We start from the raw sequence: 18014 nt of genomic DNA, 5'->3' as shown, positions 1-18014 counted from the left end.
GTTCTTATCTCTTCAGTGGGTGTCCTAGACAGCCCTAGAGGAGGGAATGCCTTTTAGCAATTCATACCTTGCAGATCAAAACAGGGACGACTAGAGATTCCTGAGGGTTAAGGAGAGATTTGGCTATGGTCTCGCGGTTTTGTGGGTAGGGTAAGGTGCTACTCTTACCCTTTATTCTCTGACTTAATAATTTTTTCTAACTTGCGTTTCTATTGGAATCACGTATGGTGGGCACAGAGATGGTTCGATTACTCAATCCCATTGGCATAACATCTCTGCTAACGACGATACTTCTGAATTCTTCTCCTTGATTTTTTATGTCTGCTATTCCTGACTTTTTAAGTCATCTCAATCCTTCCCAGCGACAGGCAGTGGAACACTTCTGTGGCCCGCTGTTGGTGGTAGCGGGGGCTGGATCGGGTAAAACTCGAGCCTTGACCTATCGCATCTCTAATTTGGTGATGCGCCATCAGGTTAATCCCGAAAATATTCTGGCCGTGACGTTTACGAATAAAGCGGCTCGGGAGATGAAGGAGCGGATTGAAAAATTATTTGCGGAACAGCTGGCCCAGCAGGATCATGGCAAAGCACTGGAGCTGTTAGCACCTCAGCAGCAGACAAAGTTGCGATCGCAAGTCTATAAAACCATTACCAAACCCCTCTGGATTGGCACATTCCATAGTCTCTGTGCCCGCCTGTTGCGGATGGAAATCGAAAAATACCAGGATGAGAAGGGCCGCAAATGGCAGCGTAATTTCTCTATTTTTGACGAATCAGATGTTCAGAGTCTGATTAAAGATATTGTGGTCAATCAGCTGAATCTCGACGATCGTAAATTCCAGCCTCGTTCCGTCCGCTTTGCTATAAGTAATGCTAAAAACCAGGGCTGGAACCCCCAAGAGCTGGAAGCCAATCAACAGGATTTTCGCGGTCGCGTGGTAGCCCAGGTCTACAGCAAATATCAAGATTCCCTAGCTGCCAATAACGGCCTGGATTTTGATGATCTGATTCGGGTGCTGGTGCAGTTGCTCAAGCAGAATGGCCAGGTTCTCGGCTATTGGCACCAGCAGTTTCGCCATATGCTGGTGGACGAATACCAAGACACTAACCGCACCCAATATGATTTGCTGCGGTTACTAGCGACCAACGGCACCGATACTCGCAACTTTAAGGATTGGGAGCATCGCTCTGTCTTTGTAGTGGGTGATGCTGATCAGTCCATTTACTCCTTTCGGGCAGCGGACTTTAAAATCCTGATGGGCTTTCAGCAGGATTTTGGTGATGGCCTGCCGGATGGTGATACGCGGACGATGGTGAAGCTAGAGGAGAACTATCGGTCTACCGAAAACATCCTCCAAGTGGCCAATGAACTCATCGATAACAATACTGAACGTATCGACAAAATTCTCAAGCCGACTCGGGGAGCAGGAGAACCCATCTACTGCTATCGGGCAGATGATGAACTGCATGAATCTGATTTCGTCATTCAGCAAATTCGGACTCTAGAGCAATCCCACCCCGAACTGAGCTGGGGAGACTTTGCTATTCTCTATCGGACTAATGCCCAATCTCGGGCATTTGAAGAGGGCTTAGTTCGTTGGAGTATTCCCTATACGGTGGTCGGGGGACTGAAGTTCTACGATCGCCGCGAGATTAAGGATGTCTTGGCCTATCTGCGCCTAATCGTTAATCCGGCGGATACGGTCAGCCTCAAACGGGTGATTAATACACCCCGCAGAGGAATTGGCAAAACCACCTTAGATCGCCTTATGAATGCAGCCCAGGAGCTAGGAGTGCCCCTATGGGAAATGCTGACAGAAGAGACGGCAGTCAAGACCTTAGCTGCTCGTAGCGCCAAGCCAATTTTGCAGTTTGTGGAAATGATGCGACATTGGCAAGGTCAGGTGGAAACCCAATCTGCAGCCAATATTATCCAGGGGATCTTAGAAGATTCGGGGTATGTTCGGGACTTAAAAAATCAGGGAACTGATGAAGCAGATGATCGAATTGGCAATGTCCAAGAATTGCAAAATGCCGCTTTACAATATGCAGAAGAGAATACCGATGAGTCTCTCCCTTCTTTTCTCGCTAATACGGCCTTGGCCTCTGATTTAGATGATTTAGATGAAAAAACTACGGTGTCACTGATGACATTGCATGCAGCTAAGGGGTTGGAATTTCCCATCGTCTTTTTGGTTGGCCTAGAACAGGGATTGTTCCCTAATTTCCGCTCTTTAGAAGATCCTGCGGCTATCGAAGAAGAACGCCGTCTTTGCTATGTTGGCGTTACTCGGGCTCAAGAAAGACTCTTTATTTCTCACGCACGAGAGCGACGACTCTATGGTTCAAGGGAGCCAGCGATGCCTTCACTGTTTCTATCAGAGCTGCCTCGAGATCTCTTACAGACTAATTCTTTATCGGCCATCCCGTCTGAGCCGCCCCATTCTGCAATGAGCCCAGGGGCTAAAAAGAAAAAAATGCCCAATACCCATGCCATGGATTGGGCGGTCGGTGATCGGCTGGTTCATCGCGGGTTTGGACTAGGGGAGGTGACCCATATTTTTGGAGGTGGGAATAAAATCTGCTTAGCAGTTAAATTTCCAGGGATTGGCAAAAAGATTATTGACCCGAATATCACGGTATTGGATCGGGTGGAATGAAATCGAAATTCAAGTTATGGAGATACGAGCATAACGAAGTATGCGCTTGATCGTTTTTGATTTTGACGGCACCCTTGCCGATTCCCTTAGCATATTTATCGAAGCCACCAATCGCCTAGCTAGAGATTTTCGATATGAACCTCTATCTCCGGTTCAAATCGAGCTAATGCGGAAGTTAGGGATTCAAGAAATTGCTCAAGAATTAGGGATTCCCAAATGGAGATCCCTTTGCTATTTGCAGCGTTTTCGGCAAGAGCTGACTCGTAGTATTGATGATTTAGCACTCGTCGAGGGTATCGAAACCGCCCTCCATAATTTGAAGTCTGAAGGTTATCGTTTAGGGATTGTTACTGCTAATTCTCGCAGGAATGTTGAGTATGTTCTTCAGAAATATGCTATCGATCATCTCTTTGAATTTATTTATGGTGGTCAGATTCTATCGGGGAAGAGACGGACGCTAAAAAAATTAGCTAGACTCAAGGCCACTGACCCCAAAGAATTGGTTTATGTGGGTGATGAAATTAATGATGTGAAGGCAGCTAAACAGGTTGGTTTAACTAGTATTGCTGTTTGTTGGGGGTTTAATGACCGAACAGTTCTTGCAGAGAAAACCCCTAACTTTTTACTGGAGCACCCTGATCAGATTCTTCAAAGCCTGAGTCAAGGGCATCTATCGTTAGAGTCTGCCTAGTGAAGAGTTGGTAGACCCTCTCAGACTTATCGGTGGATTTAAAAATGCAGATGGGTATGCTGAAAAAGCAGCCTTACCTTCCTCCACTATGAGTAATCCCGTCGAAACCGCTAGTTTCCTGGAAGATTTAGATCGCATTTCACAGATCCGTCAGGAAATCGCCTCCCACCTATCCAGCATTGCCGAAACCTTAGAAGATGCCGAACGGGCTGGAGAGTCCGCCTCTGGATCATTGCAGCTTCAACAAGAAATTGAAGACGTGAGTGTCGCCTGCCGCAATTTAAAGCAGGGAGTTTTTCGGTTGATGGTTCTAGGAGATATGAAGCGAGGGAAAAGCACCTTCCTCAACGCTTTGATTGGAGAAAACTTACTGCCCAGTGACGTCAATCCCTGTACAGCCCTGCTGACCATCTTGCGATATGGTCCCGATAAAACTGTAACCGTCCACTTCAATGATGGTAAATCCCCCGAACAAATTGACTTTGCTAGCTTTAAAGACCGCTACACCATTGACCCAGAAGAAGCAAAGCAGCTAGAAGAACAAAAGCAGATTGCCTTCCCAGATGTGAGCCATGCCGTGGTCGAGTATCCGCTGCCGTTGTTAGAGAAAGGGGTTGAGATTGTCGATAGCCCAGGCTTAAACGATACGGAAGCCAGAAACGATCTCTCCTTAGGTTTTATCCAAAATTGTCATGCCATTCTCTTTGTACTGCGAGCCACTCAGCCTTGCACCCTGGCTGAACGCCGCTACCTCGAAAACTACATCAAAGATCGGGGACTGTCGATCTTCTTTTTAATTAATGCTTGGGATCAAATTAAGGAAAGTCTGATTGACCCAGATGATCCAGAAGAACTAGAAGATGCCACTCGTAAACTCCATAAAGTCTTCCATGCCAATCTTGCAGAATACTGCCAAATCGACGGCTATGACCTCTATGAAGAGCGGGTATTTCCCATCTCAGCTTTGCAGGCCCTCCGTAAGCGAGTTAAAGATACGGATGCTAACCTAGAGGGCACTGGTTTTCCTGACTTTTTGTCCTCACTTAATACCTTTCTGACTCAAGAACGAGCGATTGCTGAATTGCGACAAGCCCGGACCCTAGCTCGTCAAGCTCTTAATCGAGTTGAGGATGCTACAGCTCGACGAATTCCCCTTTTAGATCAGAGCGTTCAGGAATTAGAACAACGGATTGAGTCTGTAGAACCAGAATTTGGAGATTTGAAAGAAATTGGTGAGAACTTTAAAGAAGATATTCATCGGATGCGAGATCAGCGATCGCGTTCGATTGCCGATTCATTTCGCACCTATATATTCGATTTAGAAACTACTTTCGATCAAGACTTCCTGAAATATCAACCCCCCGATCTAGAGCTGCTGGATCTATTCAGCCAAGGACGACGGGAAGCCTTTAACGCTGCTTTTCAACAAGCTTTTCAGCAATATGTCAATGATAAGTTCTTTGCCTGGAGCATCCGAGCTGAGCGCGATCTCAAATATGCCTTCGAAGAACTGTCTAGAAGCGCTGAGCAATACGGTAACTCCTATGCCAGAATTACCGACCGAATTACCGAAAAATTGACGGGGCAAAATATGAATGCTCGTGGTCCCAAACACCAATCCAATGACAATGTACCTGGATGGGCTAAATGGGCAATGGGCTTATTCTCCCTTGCCTCTGGCAATATTGGCGGGGCAGCAATGGCAGTCACAGGATTTGACTTCCAGAGTATTATGCTCAACTTCTTTACCTCTGCTGGAATCGCTCTGATTGCTTCATCTGTGTTTGGCATTATGTTGGGACCCATCACCTTTGCCTTGGTGGGCTTAGGTATTGGTGCGTTGCAAGCGGATCATGCTCGCAAACAATTGACCAAGGCGACGAAAGAAGAATTTGTAAAATGTCTACCCCAAATTGCTCAAGAAAAATACCAGCCTATTTACAACTCGGTCCAAGACTGTTTTGATGCCTACAACCAAGAGGTGATGCAGCGCTTACAAGAAGATATCCAGTCTCGCAAACAAGAGTTGGATAACCTCCTAGAGCAGAAAAACTCACGAGAGATCGATCGCCAAACGGAAGTTGCCCGTTTAGAGAACTTAGAGCAAGCGGTTTCTACAGACTGTGAGCTGATCGAGACGGCCTATCAGAATCTATTAGCTACGGCATAATGCTGGTGTTGATTCAGAATGCTGGCCTTTGGCGAGGCGGTTCTTTCCTGCCAATGCTATTTGGGCTAGCGTTCTACCGCACCTAAAATTTTGAGTGTCTGTCGTTCAGCGTCAGTTAATCCAGTAGCTCCTGAAATATTCATGCCTTCATACAATTTCGGGGGCTGCAGGGTGTGCAAGCACGTTCCAGTGTGCACATCCCAGACTCGGACCGTTTCGTCCATTCCGCCACTGGCGATAATATCGCTGTCGGCTGCAAAAGAAACTGAGAAGATACCGTCAGAATGACCTTCCAGCACTTGGATACATTCCCCTGTCTGTGATTTCCAAATGCGAACTGTACGATCAAAGCTTCCACTTGCAATGGCCTGGCCATCAGCACTAAAAATTACAGACAAGACAATGGCCGCATGATCTTTCATTTGACGGAGGTATTTACCTTGCTCCAGATCCCAGAGTTTGACGCTACCGTCATTACCTCCCGTCACCAGTAAAGATTCCTGGGGATGGAACGCAATGGACCAAATCCAATCTTCATCATTCAGGGTTTGAATGCAAGTGCCTGAAGCCAGATCCCAAATCTGGACAATATTCAATCTTGACGTAGCCAGGTATTGCCCCAAGGGACTAAAGGCTAAACCTAGCGCATAATGTTCTTCTCCCACTAGGGTATTTAGCAATTCCCCAGTATGAATATTCCACAGATGGACATTGTTGTCTCCACCAGAGACGGCTAATACATCTCCATCAGGTCTTAGCGCAATATCCCAGCACCATTCGCCTGGCATTCGAAAGGTATTTAGGCAAATCCCATTCGTAGAATCCCAAACCTTAATCTCATAAGAATAGGTTGCACTCACCAACACTTTGCCATCAGCACTGTAGGCCACGGATCTCACCCGACCAGAATGGCCTTCCAGATTTTGCACACCTTGACCTGATTGGGTATTCCAAAGTCGTACTCCCCGATCATTACTTCCACTCGCAACTATCGTGTGGGTTGGGCTATGGGCCACTGACCACACATAATCGTTATATCCATTCAGACACTTCAGCAGTTGCCCCGTTTGCACATTCCATACCCGCACGGTTGAGTCTTCACTTCCACTCGCCAGACACAGATTGTCTGGATGGAACGCCACCGTAGACACCCGTGATGTATGGCCTTGCAAGCATTTCAAGCACTGCCCCGTTTGCAAATCCCAAATTCTGACGGTATTGTCCCCGGAACTACTCGCCAATAAATGGCCATCAGTACTAAAGGCCACCGAGAAGATTTGGGTTGTGTGGCCCTGGAGGATTCTGATCCGTTTTGCTTGATACACATCCCAGAGCTGAATTTGTCCATCACTATAGCCCATAGCTAATTGTCGATCATCGGGACTAAACGCAAGGGGAGATTCTTGACTAGTGACGTCTGAGGGCAGCCACTGTCTGCGATTAGATGACAAATGCCAAAGACTGACCTGACCATCAAGATAACCAATTGCCAACTGATCGCCACTGGAATTGAAGGTTACGGATCGAGCGGACTGTCCTTCTGCATTCAGAGTTTGAATGCAGTCTTGAGTGCTGATATTCCAGAGCTTAACACTGCCATCTTGGCTAGCACTGGCCAAAATATAATCTGGGTCAGCCCCAGTTTGAGGCTGAAAGGCCACTGACATCACTGCCCCCGTATGCCCTTTCAAAGTCTGGATGCAACTTCCGGATTTAACATTCCAAATCTTAATGGTATGGTCAACACTACAGCTTGCAATTAAACAACCATCATTGCTAAAGGTGATAGATAAGATCAGCACCTTGTGACTGGATAAGGTTTGCTGATGCTGATATCGCGGAAAATCATAGAGTTTGATTTCCCCAGTATCAGCAATAGCCAAATAACTTCCATTGGGACTATAGGCAAGACTAAAGATACTGCCTAGGGTTTCAGAAAATAGGGTTGATTCTAAGTTGGCATGGGCAAAATTGACTTGGTGGAGTTTGACTTCTCGCAGATCCGCTTGCTGGATCGTTAAGTGGGATAAATCTAAGTTACAAAAATCTGCCTGACAAAGCCTTAGTAGGTTCAAAATATTCCCCACCGCATAGGTGAGTCTATTTTGAGCATGAACTTGCAGTTGATTTAAAAGGTGTTTGAGATGTTGCTCCAGCTGATCTTGGTTGGGATAAGTTTCTAAGAGATGACGAAAAACAGGCTTAAGAATCAGTCGAATTTGAGCTTCCCGTAAATAATCTTTGGATTGCACCAGGACCAACGGATATTGATGCAGATCATTCATTTGATCCCCAACGAGTTCATGACTTACATGAGAAATTAAATTCTCGGTTACGTATTCCATGACCACGGGTTGCAATGTAAAACCAGCTGGACGGGTCTCGTTCGGTAAGACTTTTTCGATCAGCGAGCGACGACCCAGAAACTCCAGAGCTTCAAGCAAGGCCGCAAAGGAAGGCAAACTGATAACATCACTAGCGAGTTGCTGGATAGTGGCAGGTTCACGATAAATAGCCAACCAGGTCATCACTTGTCGTTCTACCGCAGATAATCGCTCAAACTGTTGATCCAACAGCCGACGAATCCCATTGAAAGCCATCGTCCCTTGCTGAATAAACTCAGTCACATTCCCTGAAAACACATCCTGAATTGATGTAGCGGCAATCTTTAACGCTAGAGGATTACCTTGATAAGCCTCGATCAGTGAGGTTGCTTCTGAGGCTGAACCTGATAGCCCTTTACTTTTGAGAATTTCATAGGCAGCCGTAGTGCCTAATCCTTCCAACTTAAAGACACGGACGGGTAAACGTGCCCCCGTTTGGATGGCAACTTCTTCTGGCAATTCACGACTGGTTAAGACCAGACAACTGTTATGGGCAACCTCACCAATTCGCTGGAGAAGTTCACCATACTCTTCATACATGGGTTGATAACGCCCAAACTGACCACTCTGAAATAAACTTTCAACATTGTCTAAAACGATTAGACATCGCTGTTGTTGTAAATACTGAATAAGAATCGAAATTCGTTGAGATGGTGTGTTGGGTAATTTAGGCAAGCTTTGATTGCATAAGTTGAGGATTAAGTCTGCTAGTAACTCCATCAGCGGTGGCATATTCTTGAGGCTTCGCCAGAGTACATAGGCAAACTGACCTTGGAGCTGCTGGGCTAACTTAACAGAGAGTGCTGTTTTACCGACCCCCCCAATTCCTAACAGGGTAATCAAGCTACATTGATCACCTAATATCCATTCCTGGAGGGTGGCTAATTCGGTTGACCGCCCCCAAAAGGAAGATACATTTACTGCCTCTCCCCAATCTTGATATACACATTCCTCGTTACTGGTGTTAGGGGACAGAACAAAGTTGGGTAATGGATGCAACCCAATATATTCACTGAGTGCAATTTTGAAGTTATTTTTAGATACTTTTGTGTTTAAAACATTAGATAGCTTCTGCCATAAATGAGAACCCACCTTTTTGATATAACCAACTTCATAGCCAGCGCTATCAGCGATTTGACGGTAGGATTGTCCATCCCAACATTGGGAAAAAACATGAATCTGGATATCACTGAGTCCCTCACTAGCATTCACCTTTTGTTGGATGAAATTGAGAACCCGAACAGCATCCGCTGAATTGGAAAGCACGATACGTTTTTAGAGAGAAATAAGAACTTGCACTTTTAATCTCTCTTATGGTCTGTGAATATTTCTGGAGAGTCAAATAATTCACCCAGTTTTTTGTGCTCAAAAAGGGAGAGCGCATTTTTTAACTGCTTTGCGTACACCTCAGAAATGTCATGATGCAAATCCCCCTATAAAAAGTAATGCGGCAAGATTAGTTCAAGTACATTCCCACCCTTGAATGGGAAAACTAAAGTCGGTAACGCTATCTATTCGTCCGTTAAAATCAGGAATGTATTTGGCCGTTACTCTGTTCACTTCTCGACACAGGCTTAGAATCGAAGTGAACCGACAACAAACTGTTTTGAATGAGCAGGCGTTATTCATCCAAACCCTGCCATTGATCTTCTGACGACTTTATCTGTGCTGAATATCACAAACTATTGGCGATGGCTCAATTGGATACCTACCATAATTTGCTCCAAACTTTACAGATGACTGTGGGAGTGTTGGAGCTTCGAGAAACAGATGAGTTGCGGCGAGAGGTGCTTACAGTTGCAAATAGGGTCCAGAAGACGGCCCTTAGAATTGCAATCTTCGGTCCCTTTAACTATGGGAAATCTACGCTGCTCAATGCTTTGCTGGGGGAAAAAGCCCTCCCCATTGACTTAATCCCGACCACGGGAGCAGCGATTACCGTTCGTTATGGTCCGCAGTTACAAACGCGCATTTGCTTGCAAAATAATCAAGAAATCGTAGAACAGGGCACGGATATCCTCAAACAGTACGCCATTTTGGATGATAATCGGCGGATGCGAGAAGATGTAGTGTCTGTAGAGGTGAGCTGTCCCCATCCGTTTTTACAAACGGGTGTGGAGCTATTAGATTTACCGGGAACTAATGATCGGGAGGCCCAGGATGCTCTGGCCAAAGAACAACTGCTAACGGCAGATCTAGTGATTCAGATGTTGGATGGTCGCAAATTGATGACCTTAGGGGAACGGGAACACCTGCGGGACTGGCTGCTGGATCGGGGCATTGAAAGCGTCGTATTTGTGGTTAATTTTTTAAACCTATTAGACCCTGAAGATCAAAAACAGGTGATGAACCGGATGCGATTCGTGGCCGAAAGCTTTCGGTCTCAACTCCCCCCCGGGATTAGCAATCTTTACCGGGTCGATGCATTGCCTGCGTTACGAGCTCAGCTTAAAGGTGATATGGCCACTGCTCAAACAACAGGGCTGCCCATGTTAGAAACGGCTTTGCAAAGTATTGTTCAGGCTTATCAAACAGACGGCATTCCGACTCAGTCAAAGCGTGCGATCGCACTGGCGAAACAACTCCAACTCGCCCTGCAAGAAAAAATTGCCTTTGTCCAATCCCAAGTCCAAGCCGACGTCCAAGATCGGGCTCAGCAGCGCTTGGAGATTAAAGAACGTGCCCAAAAATTGATTATCAAAGGATTCCGAGAGAGTGTAGCCGATACCAAAGTTTGGCTTGATTTGCCCACCTTGCTCCGAAACCATGAAACAGGAGCCCAGATCGCGCTCCAACAAGAGCGTTTTCCAGCTTGGCTCACTGAAACTTTAAAACCCACCTGGCTGAAACACCAGCGTGAAGTGGTGGGTTGGGTTCACAAAGCTTGTGAATTCTTTAACCAACCCCGACCGGCAGAATTATGGTTTGCATTCCCCAGTGGTCCTGCACCCCAGTCACAACCCCAGCCGTCTACATCCTCTACTCAATCCAAGGAAGATGAAATTGCCCCGGTTGCGATCGCAACGGGATTAGGCTGGCTGATGGGTGGCCCCCTAGGAGCCGCCATTTTTGGTGGTACTGGATATGTCGTCAACAAACTGGAAAATATCGCTGTTTCTAAAGCAGATTTACCCAAGTTTGAAAAGAACGAGGAAAGCTACCAGCAGGCAGCCCGTTACTATCTCACTCAGTTTCGAGCCGCAGCCTTGACTGCCCTGCAGGAGTACGAACGCACAGCCGAGCAAATTATCTTAACCCCAATTGTGGAAGAAAACGCAGAACCCAAGTCCTATCAAAATCAGCATCAACTCACCCTCCTGCAAAACACCCTGACATCGCTTGAAGATGCGCTTGAGGCAATATAGGAGAGGATTGATCTCAACAACACCATGGAAATCCTTATTAGTCTCTGTCTCGGGATTACCCTTAGTGCAGCTAGCGGTTTAAGAGTCTTTATTCCACCCCTGATTATGTGTATGGCGGCCCTATTTGGTGATCTACCGTTGGCCCCCAATTTACAGTGGATTGGCTCCTATCCAGCACTGATTGTACTGAGCACTGCCGTGGTAGTTGAAGTGTTGGCCTACTACATTCCTGGAGTCAATAATCTGCTGGATTTGATTGAAATTCCGACTGCAATTGCAGTGGGTTCCGTCTTAACCGCAGCTACGTTAGGTGATCTCAATCCCGTTTTGCAATGGACCTTAGCTATTCTGGCTGGTGGCAGTGCAGCCGGAATCGTGGAAACAACCACCTCCGTCACCCGTGTCGCCGCAACCACTATGACCGGAGGGGTCGGTAACCCCGTCCTCTCTACCATCGAAGCTGTATTATCCGTGGTCTTAACACTGCTAGGGTTAGCGATTCCTTTGCTGGCGGCTGGCATAGTCTTATTAGTGATTATTGGGTTAATTCGCAAAACTAAATCAATCTTGCTGGCCAGGCGTCAACGCCGCAAAGCCAATCGAATGATGGAAGGCCGATATAGAAACAGAACTAGGTATCGCTTGAGATAATCTCGGCTACGCCTGCTCAACAATCTGGGGGGAATGATTCATTAAGCCTTTGCTTCGATGAAGAATGATATCTCGGCATAATCTGCTGTGAAGAGAGGGCTGAATCAACTTATGTGAAGTGAATCCATTGTGTGAAAAATAATTGTTGACAGACCATAACAGGGTTGTTATATTGGTCAAGCGCTCGAAACGAGGTTCGCCTCCAGAAAGCGCCCCGAACCTAGACAAATCAATAGTTTGAAAGATTTAAGACAATCATCCTCGTCGGGGTTTTTAGACGAAGTGAAGCTTGCTTCTCGTAGTTTAGGAACTTCAACTTTAAGATAATTACAGAACAAATTCTCACATGGAGAGTTTGATCCTGGCTCAGGATGAACGCTGGCGGTATGCTTAACACATGCAAGTCGAACGGCAGCACGAGGAGCTTGCTCCTTGGTGGCGAGTGGCGGACGGGTGAGTAACGCGTGAGAATCTACCTTCAGGTCTGGGACAACAGTTGGAAACGACTGCTAATACCGGATGTGCCTTAGGGTGAAAGTTTTTTCGCCTGAAGATGAGCTCGCGTCTGATTAGTTAGTTGGTGGGGTAAAGGCTTACCAAGACATCGATCAGTAGCTGGTCTGAGAGGACGATCAGCCACACTGGGACTGAGACACGGCCCAGACTCCTACGGGAGGCAGCAGTGGGGAATTTTCCGCAATGGGCGAAAGCCTGACGGAGCAATACCGCGTGCGGGAGGAAGGCCTTTGGGTCGTAAACCGCTTTTAACAGGGAAGAAGATCTGACGGTACCTGTTGAATAAGCCTCGGCTAACTCCGTGCCAGCAGCCGCGGTAAGACGGAGGAGGCAAGCGTTATCCGGAATTATTGGGCGTAAAGCGTCCGCAGGTGGCCTATCAAGTCTGTTGTTAAAGCCCAGGGCTCAACTCTGGATCAGCAATGGAAACTGAAAGGCTAGAGTACGGTAGGGGTAGAGGGAATTCCCAGTGTAGCGGTGAAATGCGTAGATATTGGGAAGAACACCAGTGGCGAAGGCGCTCTGCTGGGCCGTAACTGACACTCATGGACGAAAGCTAGGGGAGCGAAAGGGATTAGATACCCCTGTAGTCCTAGCTGTAAACGATGAACACTAGGTGTTGGCCGTATCGACCCGGTCAGTGCCGTAGCCAACGCGTTAAGTGTTCCGCCTGGGGAGTACGCACGCAAGTGTGAAACTCAAAGGAATTGACGGGGGCCCGCACAAGCGGTGGAGTATGTGGTTTAATTCGATGCAACGCGAAGAACCTTACCAGGGCTTGACATGTCGCGAATCCGAGTGAAAGCTTGGAGTGCCTTCGGGAACGCGAACACAGGTGGTGCATGGCTGTCGTCAGCTCGTGTCGTGAGATGTTGGGTTAAGTCCCGCAACGAGCGCAACCCACGTTTTTAGTTGCCATCATTCAGTTGGGCACTCTAGAAAGACTGCCGGTGACAAACCGGAGGAAGGTGTGGATGACGTCAAGTCAGCATGCCCCTTACGCTCTGGGCTACACACGTACTACAATGGTTAGGACAAAGAGCTGCCAACTCGCGAGAGTGCGCTAATCTCATAAACCTAGCCTCAGTTCAGATTGCAGGCTGCAACTCGCCTGCATGAAGGAGGAATCGCTAGTAATCGCAGGTCAGCATACTGCGGTGAATACGTTCCCGGGCCTTGTACACACCGCCCGTCACACCATGGAAGCTGGCCACGCCCGAAGTCGTTACCCCAACCCTTGTGGAGGGGGACGCCGAAGGTAGGGCTGGTGACTGGGGTGAAGTCGTAACAAGGTAGCCGTACCGGAAGGTGTGGCTGGATCACCTCCTTTTAGGGAGACCTACTTGCTAACAGCCGAACTCACGTATATAGGCGTTAGACAAGTCATCCCAAGGTCGGTCGAGGAGTCTTAACTTTCAAACTATTCTAGGTTTGGTGAAAACTCTAGATTCGGATTCAGAGGTCTTGTACTTTTGGATCTGTTTTTGAGTTAAACACCACGGGCTATTAGCTCAGGTGGTTAGAGCGCACCCCTGATAAGGGTGAGGTCCCTGGTTCGAGTCCAGGATGGCCCACTCATTATTTATTTGGGGGTATAGCTCAGTTGGTAGAGCGCCTGCTTTGCAAGCAGGATGTCAGCGGTTCGAGTCCGCTTACCTCCACCAAAAGATTTTCAACTCGATACGGATAACTGCCTCTTGCAAGCTGTTTTGTCTGATTTTATGTTGACATAACAACCTGCTGGATGCGAGTCCAGCTAGAACCTTGAAAACTGCATAGCATTATAAATTCTGTCAGGTAGGTCAGTTGATTGCCTAGTGCAATGGACTGACATTTACAGACACCAATGAAAACTTTTTGTGGTCAAGCTACAAAGGGCTAACGGTGGATACCTAGGCACACAGAGGCGATGAAGGACGTGGTTACCGACGATACGCTTCGGGGAGCTGGAAACAAGCATTGATCCGGAGGTTTCCGAATGGGGCAACCCTTAAAACGGCTGACTGAATCCATAGGTCAGCACGAGCGAACCCAGTGAACTGAAACATCTTAGTAACTGGAGGAAGAGAAAGCAAAAGCGATTCCCTTAGTAGCGGCGAGCGAAGCGGGAACAGCCTAAACCAAGGGTTTTTACTCTTGGGGTTGTGGGACAGCGACATGGACTCTAGCGGTTAGACGAAGCAGCTGAATACTGCACCAGAGAAGGTGAAAGTCCTGTAGTCAAAAACTTAAAGATACTAGCTGTATCCCGAGTAGCATGGGGCACGTGAAATCCCGTGTGAATCTGCGAAGACCACTTCGTAAGGCTAAATACTCCTGTGTGACCGATAGTGAACCAGTACCGCGAGGGAAAGGTGAAAAGAACCCCGGGAGGGGAGTGAAATAGAATATGAAACCGTTAGCTTACAAGCAATGGGAGGCCGATTTAACGGCTGACCGTGTGCCTGTTGAAGAATGAGCCGGCGACTTATAAGTACTGGCAGGTTAAGGCGGAAATGCCGAAGCCAAAGGGAAACCGAGTCTGATAAGGGCGTTAGTCAGTATTTATAGACCCGAACCTGGGTGATCTAACCATGGCCAGGATGAAGCTTGGGTAACACCAAGTGGAGGTCCGAACCGACTTCTGTTGAAAAAGGAGCGGATGAGCTGTGGTTAGGGGTGAAATGCCAATCGAACCCAGAGCTAGCTGGTTCTCCCCGAAATGTGTTTAGGCGCAGCGGTTGAGATTATAGCGGGGGGGTAGAGCACTGAATCGGTGCGGGCTGCGAGAGCGGTACCAAATCGAATCAAACTCCGAATACCCCGTGTACACTCAACTAGTAAGACGGTGGGGGATAAGCTTCATCGTCGAAAGGGAAACAGCCCAGATCACCAGCTAAGGCCCCTAAATTGTTACTAAGTGGCAAAGGAGGTGGGAGTGCAGAGACAACCAGGAGGTTTGCCTAGAAGCAGCCACCCTTGAAAGAGTGCGTAATAGCTCACTGGTCAAGCGCTCCTGCGCCGAAAATGAACGGGACTAAGTAACATGCCGAAGCTGTGAACTTGTACTTGTACAAGTGGTAGGGGAGCGTTCTACATTAGGTTGAAGCATTAGCGTGAGCAGGTGTGGACGAAGTAGAAGTGAGAATGTCGGCTTGAGTAGCGAAAACATTGGTGAGAATCCAATGCCCCGAAACCCTAAGGGTTCCTCCGGAAGGCTCGTCCGCGGAGGGTTAGTCAGGACCTAAGGCGAGGCTGAAAAGCGTAGTCGATGGACAACGGGTTAATATTCCCGTACTGATTTTGGATTGTGCAGAGGGACGGAGTAGGCTAAGCCAGCCGGATGTTGGTTACCGGTTGAAGCGTTCAAGGTGTTGAGGGACGGCGAAAACGTCCTGAGCTGAGGCGCGAGTACGAGGAGATACGTCTCCGAAGTGGCTGATGTCAAGCTTCCAAGAAAAGCTCTAAACACGTTAATCCAAGATTACCTGTACCCGAAACCGACACAGGTAGGGAGGTAGAGAATACCGAGGGGCGCGAGGTAACTCTCTCTAAGGAACTCGGCAAAATTGCCCCGTAACTTCGGGAGAAGGGGTGCCACCGCGAGGTGGTCGCAGTGAATAGATCCAGGCGACTGTTTACCAAAAACACAGGTCTCCGCTAAGTCGCAAGACGATGTATGGGGGCTGACGCCTGCCCAGTGCCGGAAGGTTAAGGAAGTTGGTTAGCTTCGGCGAAGCTAGCGACCGAAGCCCCGGTGAACGGCGGCCGTAACTATAACGGTCCTAAGGTAGCGAAATTCCTTGTCGGGTAAGTTCCGACCCGCACGAAAGGCGTAACGATCTGGATACTGTCTCGGAGAGAGGCTCGGCGAAATAGGATTGTCTGTGAAGATACGGACTACCTGCACCCGGACAGAAAGACCCTATGAAGCTTTACTATAGCTTGGAATTGGGTTCGGGCTTTGATTGCGCAGGATAGGTGGGAGATGTTGAGACAGTGCTTGTGGGCATTGTGGAGTCACTGGTGAGATACCACTCTATCAAGGCTAGAATTCTAACCTTTACCCGTTATCCGGGAGAGGAACAGTTTCAGGTGGGTAGTTTGACTGGGGCGGTCGCCTCCTAAATGGTAACGGAGGCGCGCAAAGGTTCCCTCAGGCTGGTCGGAAATCAGCCGCAGAGTGTAAAGGTATAAGGGAGCTTGACTGCGAGACCTACAAGTCGAGCAGGGACGAAAGTCGGCCTTAGTGATCCGACGGCTCAGCGTGGAATGGCCGTCGCTCAACGGATAAAAGTTACTCTAGGGATAACAGGCTGATCTCCCCCAAGAGTTCACATCGACGGGGAGGTTTGGCACCTCGATGTCGGCTCATCGCAACCTGGGGCGGTAGTACGTCCCAAGGGTTGGGCTGTTCGCCCATTAAAGCGGTACGTGAGCTGGGTTCAGAACGTCGTGAGACAGTTCGGTCCATATCCGGTGTAGGCGCAAGAGCATTGAGAGGATTCCTCCTTAGTACGAGAGGACCGGGAGGAACGCACCGCTGGTGTACCTGTTATCGTGCCAACGGTAAACGCAGGGTAGCCAAGTGCGGAGTGGATAACCGCTGAAAGCATCTAAGTGGGAAGCCCACCTCAAGATGAGTGCTCTCATGGCATAAGCCAGTAAGGTCACGGGAAGACGACCCGTTAATAGGCGGTAGATGGAAGCGTGGTAACATGTGCAGTCGAGCCGTACTAATAGACCGAGGGCTTGACCTCATTTAATTGGTGTTGATGACAGAATTTAGCTATGCAGTCTTGAGGGTTTTAACCCTAACAGTCTTCCTGGTGCTTATTGCACGGTGGACCCACTCCGACCCATCCCGAACTCGGTTGTGAAACGCTGTAGCGGCGAAGATACTTGGGGGGTAGCCCCCTGGAAAAATAGCTCGGTGCCAGGTTAATATTTCAAGCAGACCTTCTCTGATGAGAAGGTCTGCTTCTTTTGTTTGATATTATCTGATACTTAAATCAACTGGATTCTTGTGATTCTATTCGGAATCGAGGGATATATAAAGAAGATTAGTTACGACTAAATTATTGGCCTTGAATATCACCTATTAGATTTAGATTATGGCTTAAAGCGCTAGTTTTTGTCAGATGTTTGAAAAAGATTTCTGCAAGTGGCTCTTTACAGGGGATTTCATAAAGTGGTACGCCAGTAATAGGCGCAAATATTACCCCTAAAAAAGGGAGGGTATTATGACTGCAAATTATTGGTTATTCCCAGCTTTAATTTTAACGATAGTTGTACTTCTGTTTTTGTTGCGAAATATCATCCTCACTGAGCGTGTAGAAAGACAAGTCTTGGATGATGCTAAAAGCAAGATTTCATCTCTGACCACTCAACAAGAGGAATGGTTAGAGAATATCCAAAAGACTCAGGAAAAATTGGTGGTGATGTTTCTGGCTTTGGAAGAAACTAAGAAAGAAGCAGGACTACAGTCTCTATCTGATAGGGCTGTTACAGATAAGCTGATGAGAGCTTCCTCTGCTGGTAAATTGCTTGAAAACACCTGAAATAGTTCGTGTGCTGTGGCGTTAGCTACTTCATAAC

General features: G+C 47.7%; 7 protein-coding genes, 2 tRNA genes and 3 rRNA genes. 11 read left to right on the top strand and 1 reads right to left on the bottom strand.

Annotated elements, in window-relative coordinates; genetic code table 11:
• Positions 1 to 317: 317 nt before the first annotated feature.
• From pcrA to AM1_RS06355, 3 genes are all read left to right on the top strand, one after another.
• Positions 318 to 2660, top strand: a complete 2343-nt coding sequence (gene pcrA, locus AM1_RS06365; protein WP_012161988.1) for a DNA helicase PcrA — start codon at positions 318 to 320, stop codon at positions 2658 to 2660.
• Positions 2661 to 2700: 40 nt separating this feature from the next.
• Positions 2701 to 3351, top strand: coding sequence for an HAD-IA family hydrolase (locus tag AM1_RS06360; protein ID WP_012161987.1), 651 nt, complete (start codon positions 2701 to 2703; stop codon positions 3349 to 3351).
• A gap of 88 nt (positions 3352 to 3439) precedes the next feature.
• Positions 3440 to 5521 (top strand): dynamin family protein, encoded by a 2082-nt coding sequence (locus AM1_RS06355; RefSeq protein ID WP_012161986.1) that lies wholly within the window; start codon positions 3440 to 3442, stop codon positions 5519 to 5521.
• 65 nt (positions 5522 to 5586) lie between these two features.
• On the opposite strand, the gene AM1_RS06350 is transcribed toward AM1_RS06355, so the two are convergent.
• Complete coding sequence (locus tag AM1_RS06350; protein WP_012161985.1) at positions 5587 to 9171, bottom strand: WD40 domain-containing protein; 3585 nt, start codon at positions 9169 to 9171, stop codon at positions 5587 to 5589.
• 425 nt (positions 9172 to 9596) lie between these two features.
• On the opposite strand from AM1_RS06350, the gene AM1_RS06345 reads away from it, so the two are divergent.
• The 8 genes from AM1_RS06345 (at position 9597) to AM1_RS06310 (ending at position 17977) form a co-directional block, all read left to right on the top strand.
• Positions 9597 to 11270 (top strand): dynamin family protein, encoded by a 1674-nt coding sequence (locus tag AM1_RS06345; protein ID WP_012161983.1) that lies wholly within the window; start codon positions 9597 to 9599, stop codon positions 11268 to 11270.
• 24 nt (positions 11271 to 11294) lie between these two features.
• Positions 11295 to 11921, top strand: coding sequence for a DUF4126 domain-containing protein (locus AM1_RS06340; protein ID WP_012161982.1), 627 nt, complete (start codon positions 11295 to 11297; stop codon positions 11919 to 11921).
• A gap of 343 nt (positions 11922 to 12264) precedes the next feature.
• A 16S ribosomal RNA gene (locus tag AM1_RS06335) occupies positions 12265 to 13767 on the top strand.
• Positions 13768 to 13937: 170 nt separating this feature from the next.
• Positions 13938 to 14011: transfer RNA gene (locus tag AM1_RS06330), tRNA-Ile, on the top strand.
• Positions 14012 to 14025: 14 nt separating this feature from the next.
• Positions 14026 to 14101 (top strand) — tRNA-Ala (locus AM1_RS06325).
• 197 nt (positions 14102 to 14298) lie between these two features.
• A 23S ribosomal RNA gene (locus AM1_RS06320) occupies positions 14299 to 17176 on the top strand.
• Positions 17177 to 17241: 65 nt separating this feature from the next.
• Positions 17242 to 17358 (top strand): 5S ribosomal RNA (gene rrf, locus AM1_RS06315).
• Together the 16S, 23S and 5S rRNA genes with 2 tRNA genes alongside form the textbook arrangement of a ribosomal RNA operon.
• 301 nt (positions 17359 to 17659) lie before the next feature.
• Complete coding sequence (locus tag AM1_RS06310) at positions 17660 to 17977, top strand: hypothetical protein (protein ID WP_012161981.1); 318 nt, start codon at positions 17660 to 17662, stop codon at positions 17975 to 17977.
• Positions 17978 to 18014 lie beyond the last annotated feature (37 nt).

It is taken from the genome of Acaryochloris marina MBIC11017, assembly GCF_000018105.1.
Lineage (GTDB): Bacteria > Cyanobacteriota > Cyanobacteriia > Thermosynechococcales > Thermosynechococcaceae > Acaryochloris > Acaryochloris marina.
The sequence above is the reverse complement of the archived record's forward strand: the minus strand, read 5'-3'. Positions and strand labels throughout refer to the sequence as shown.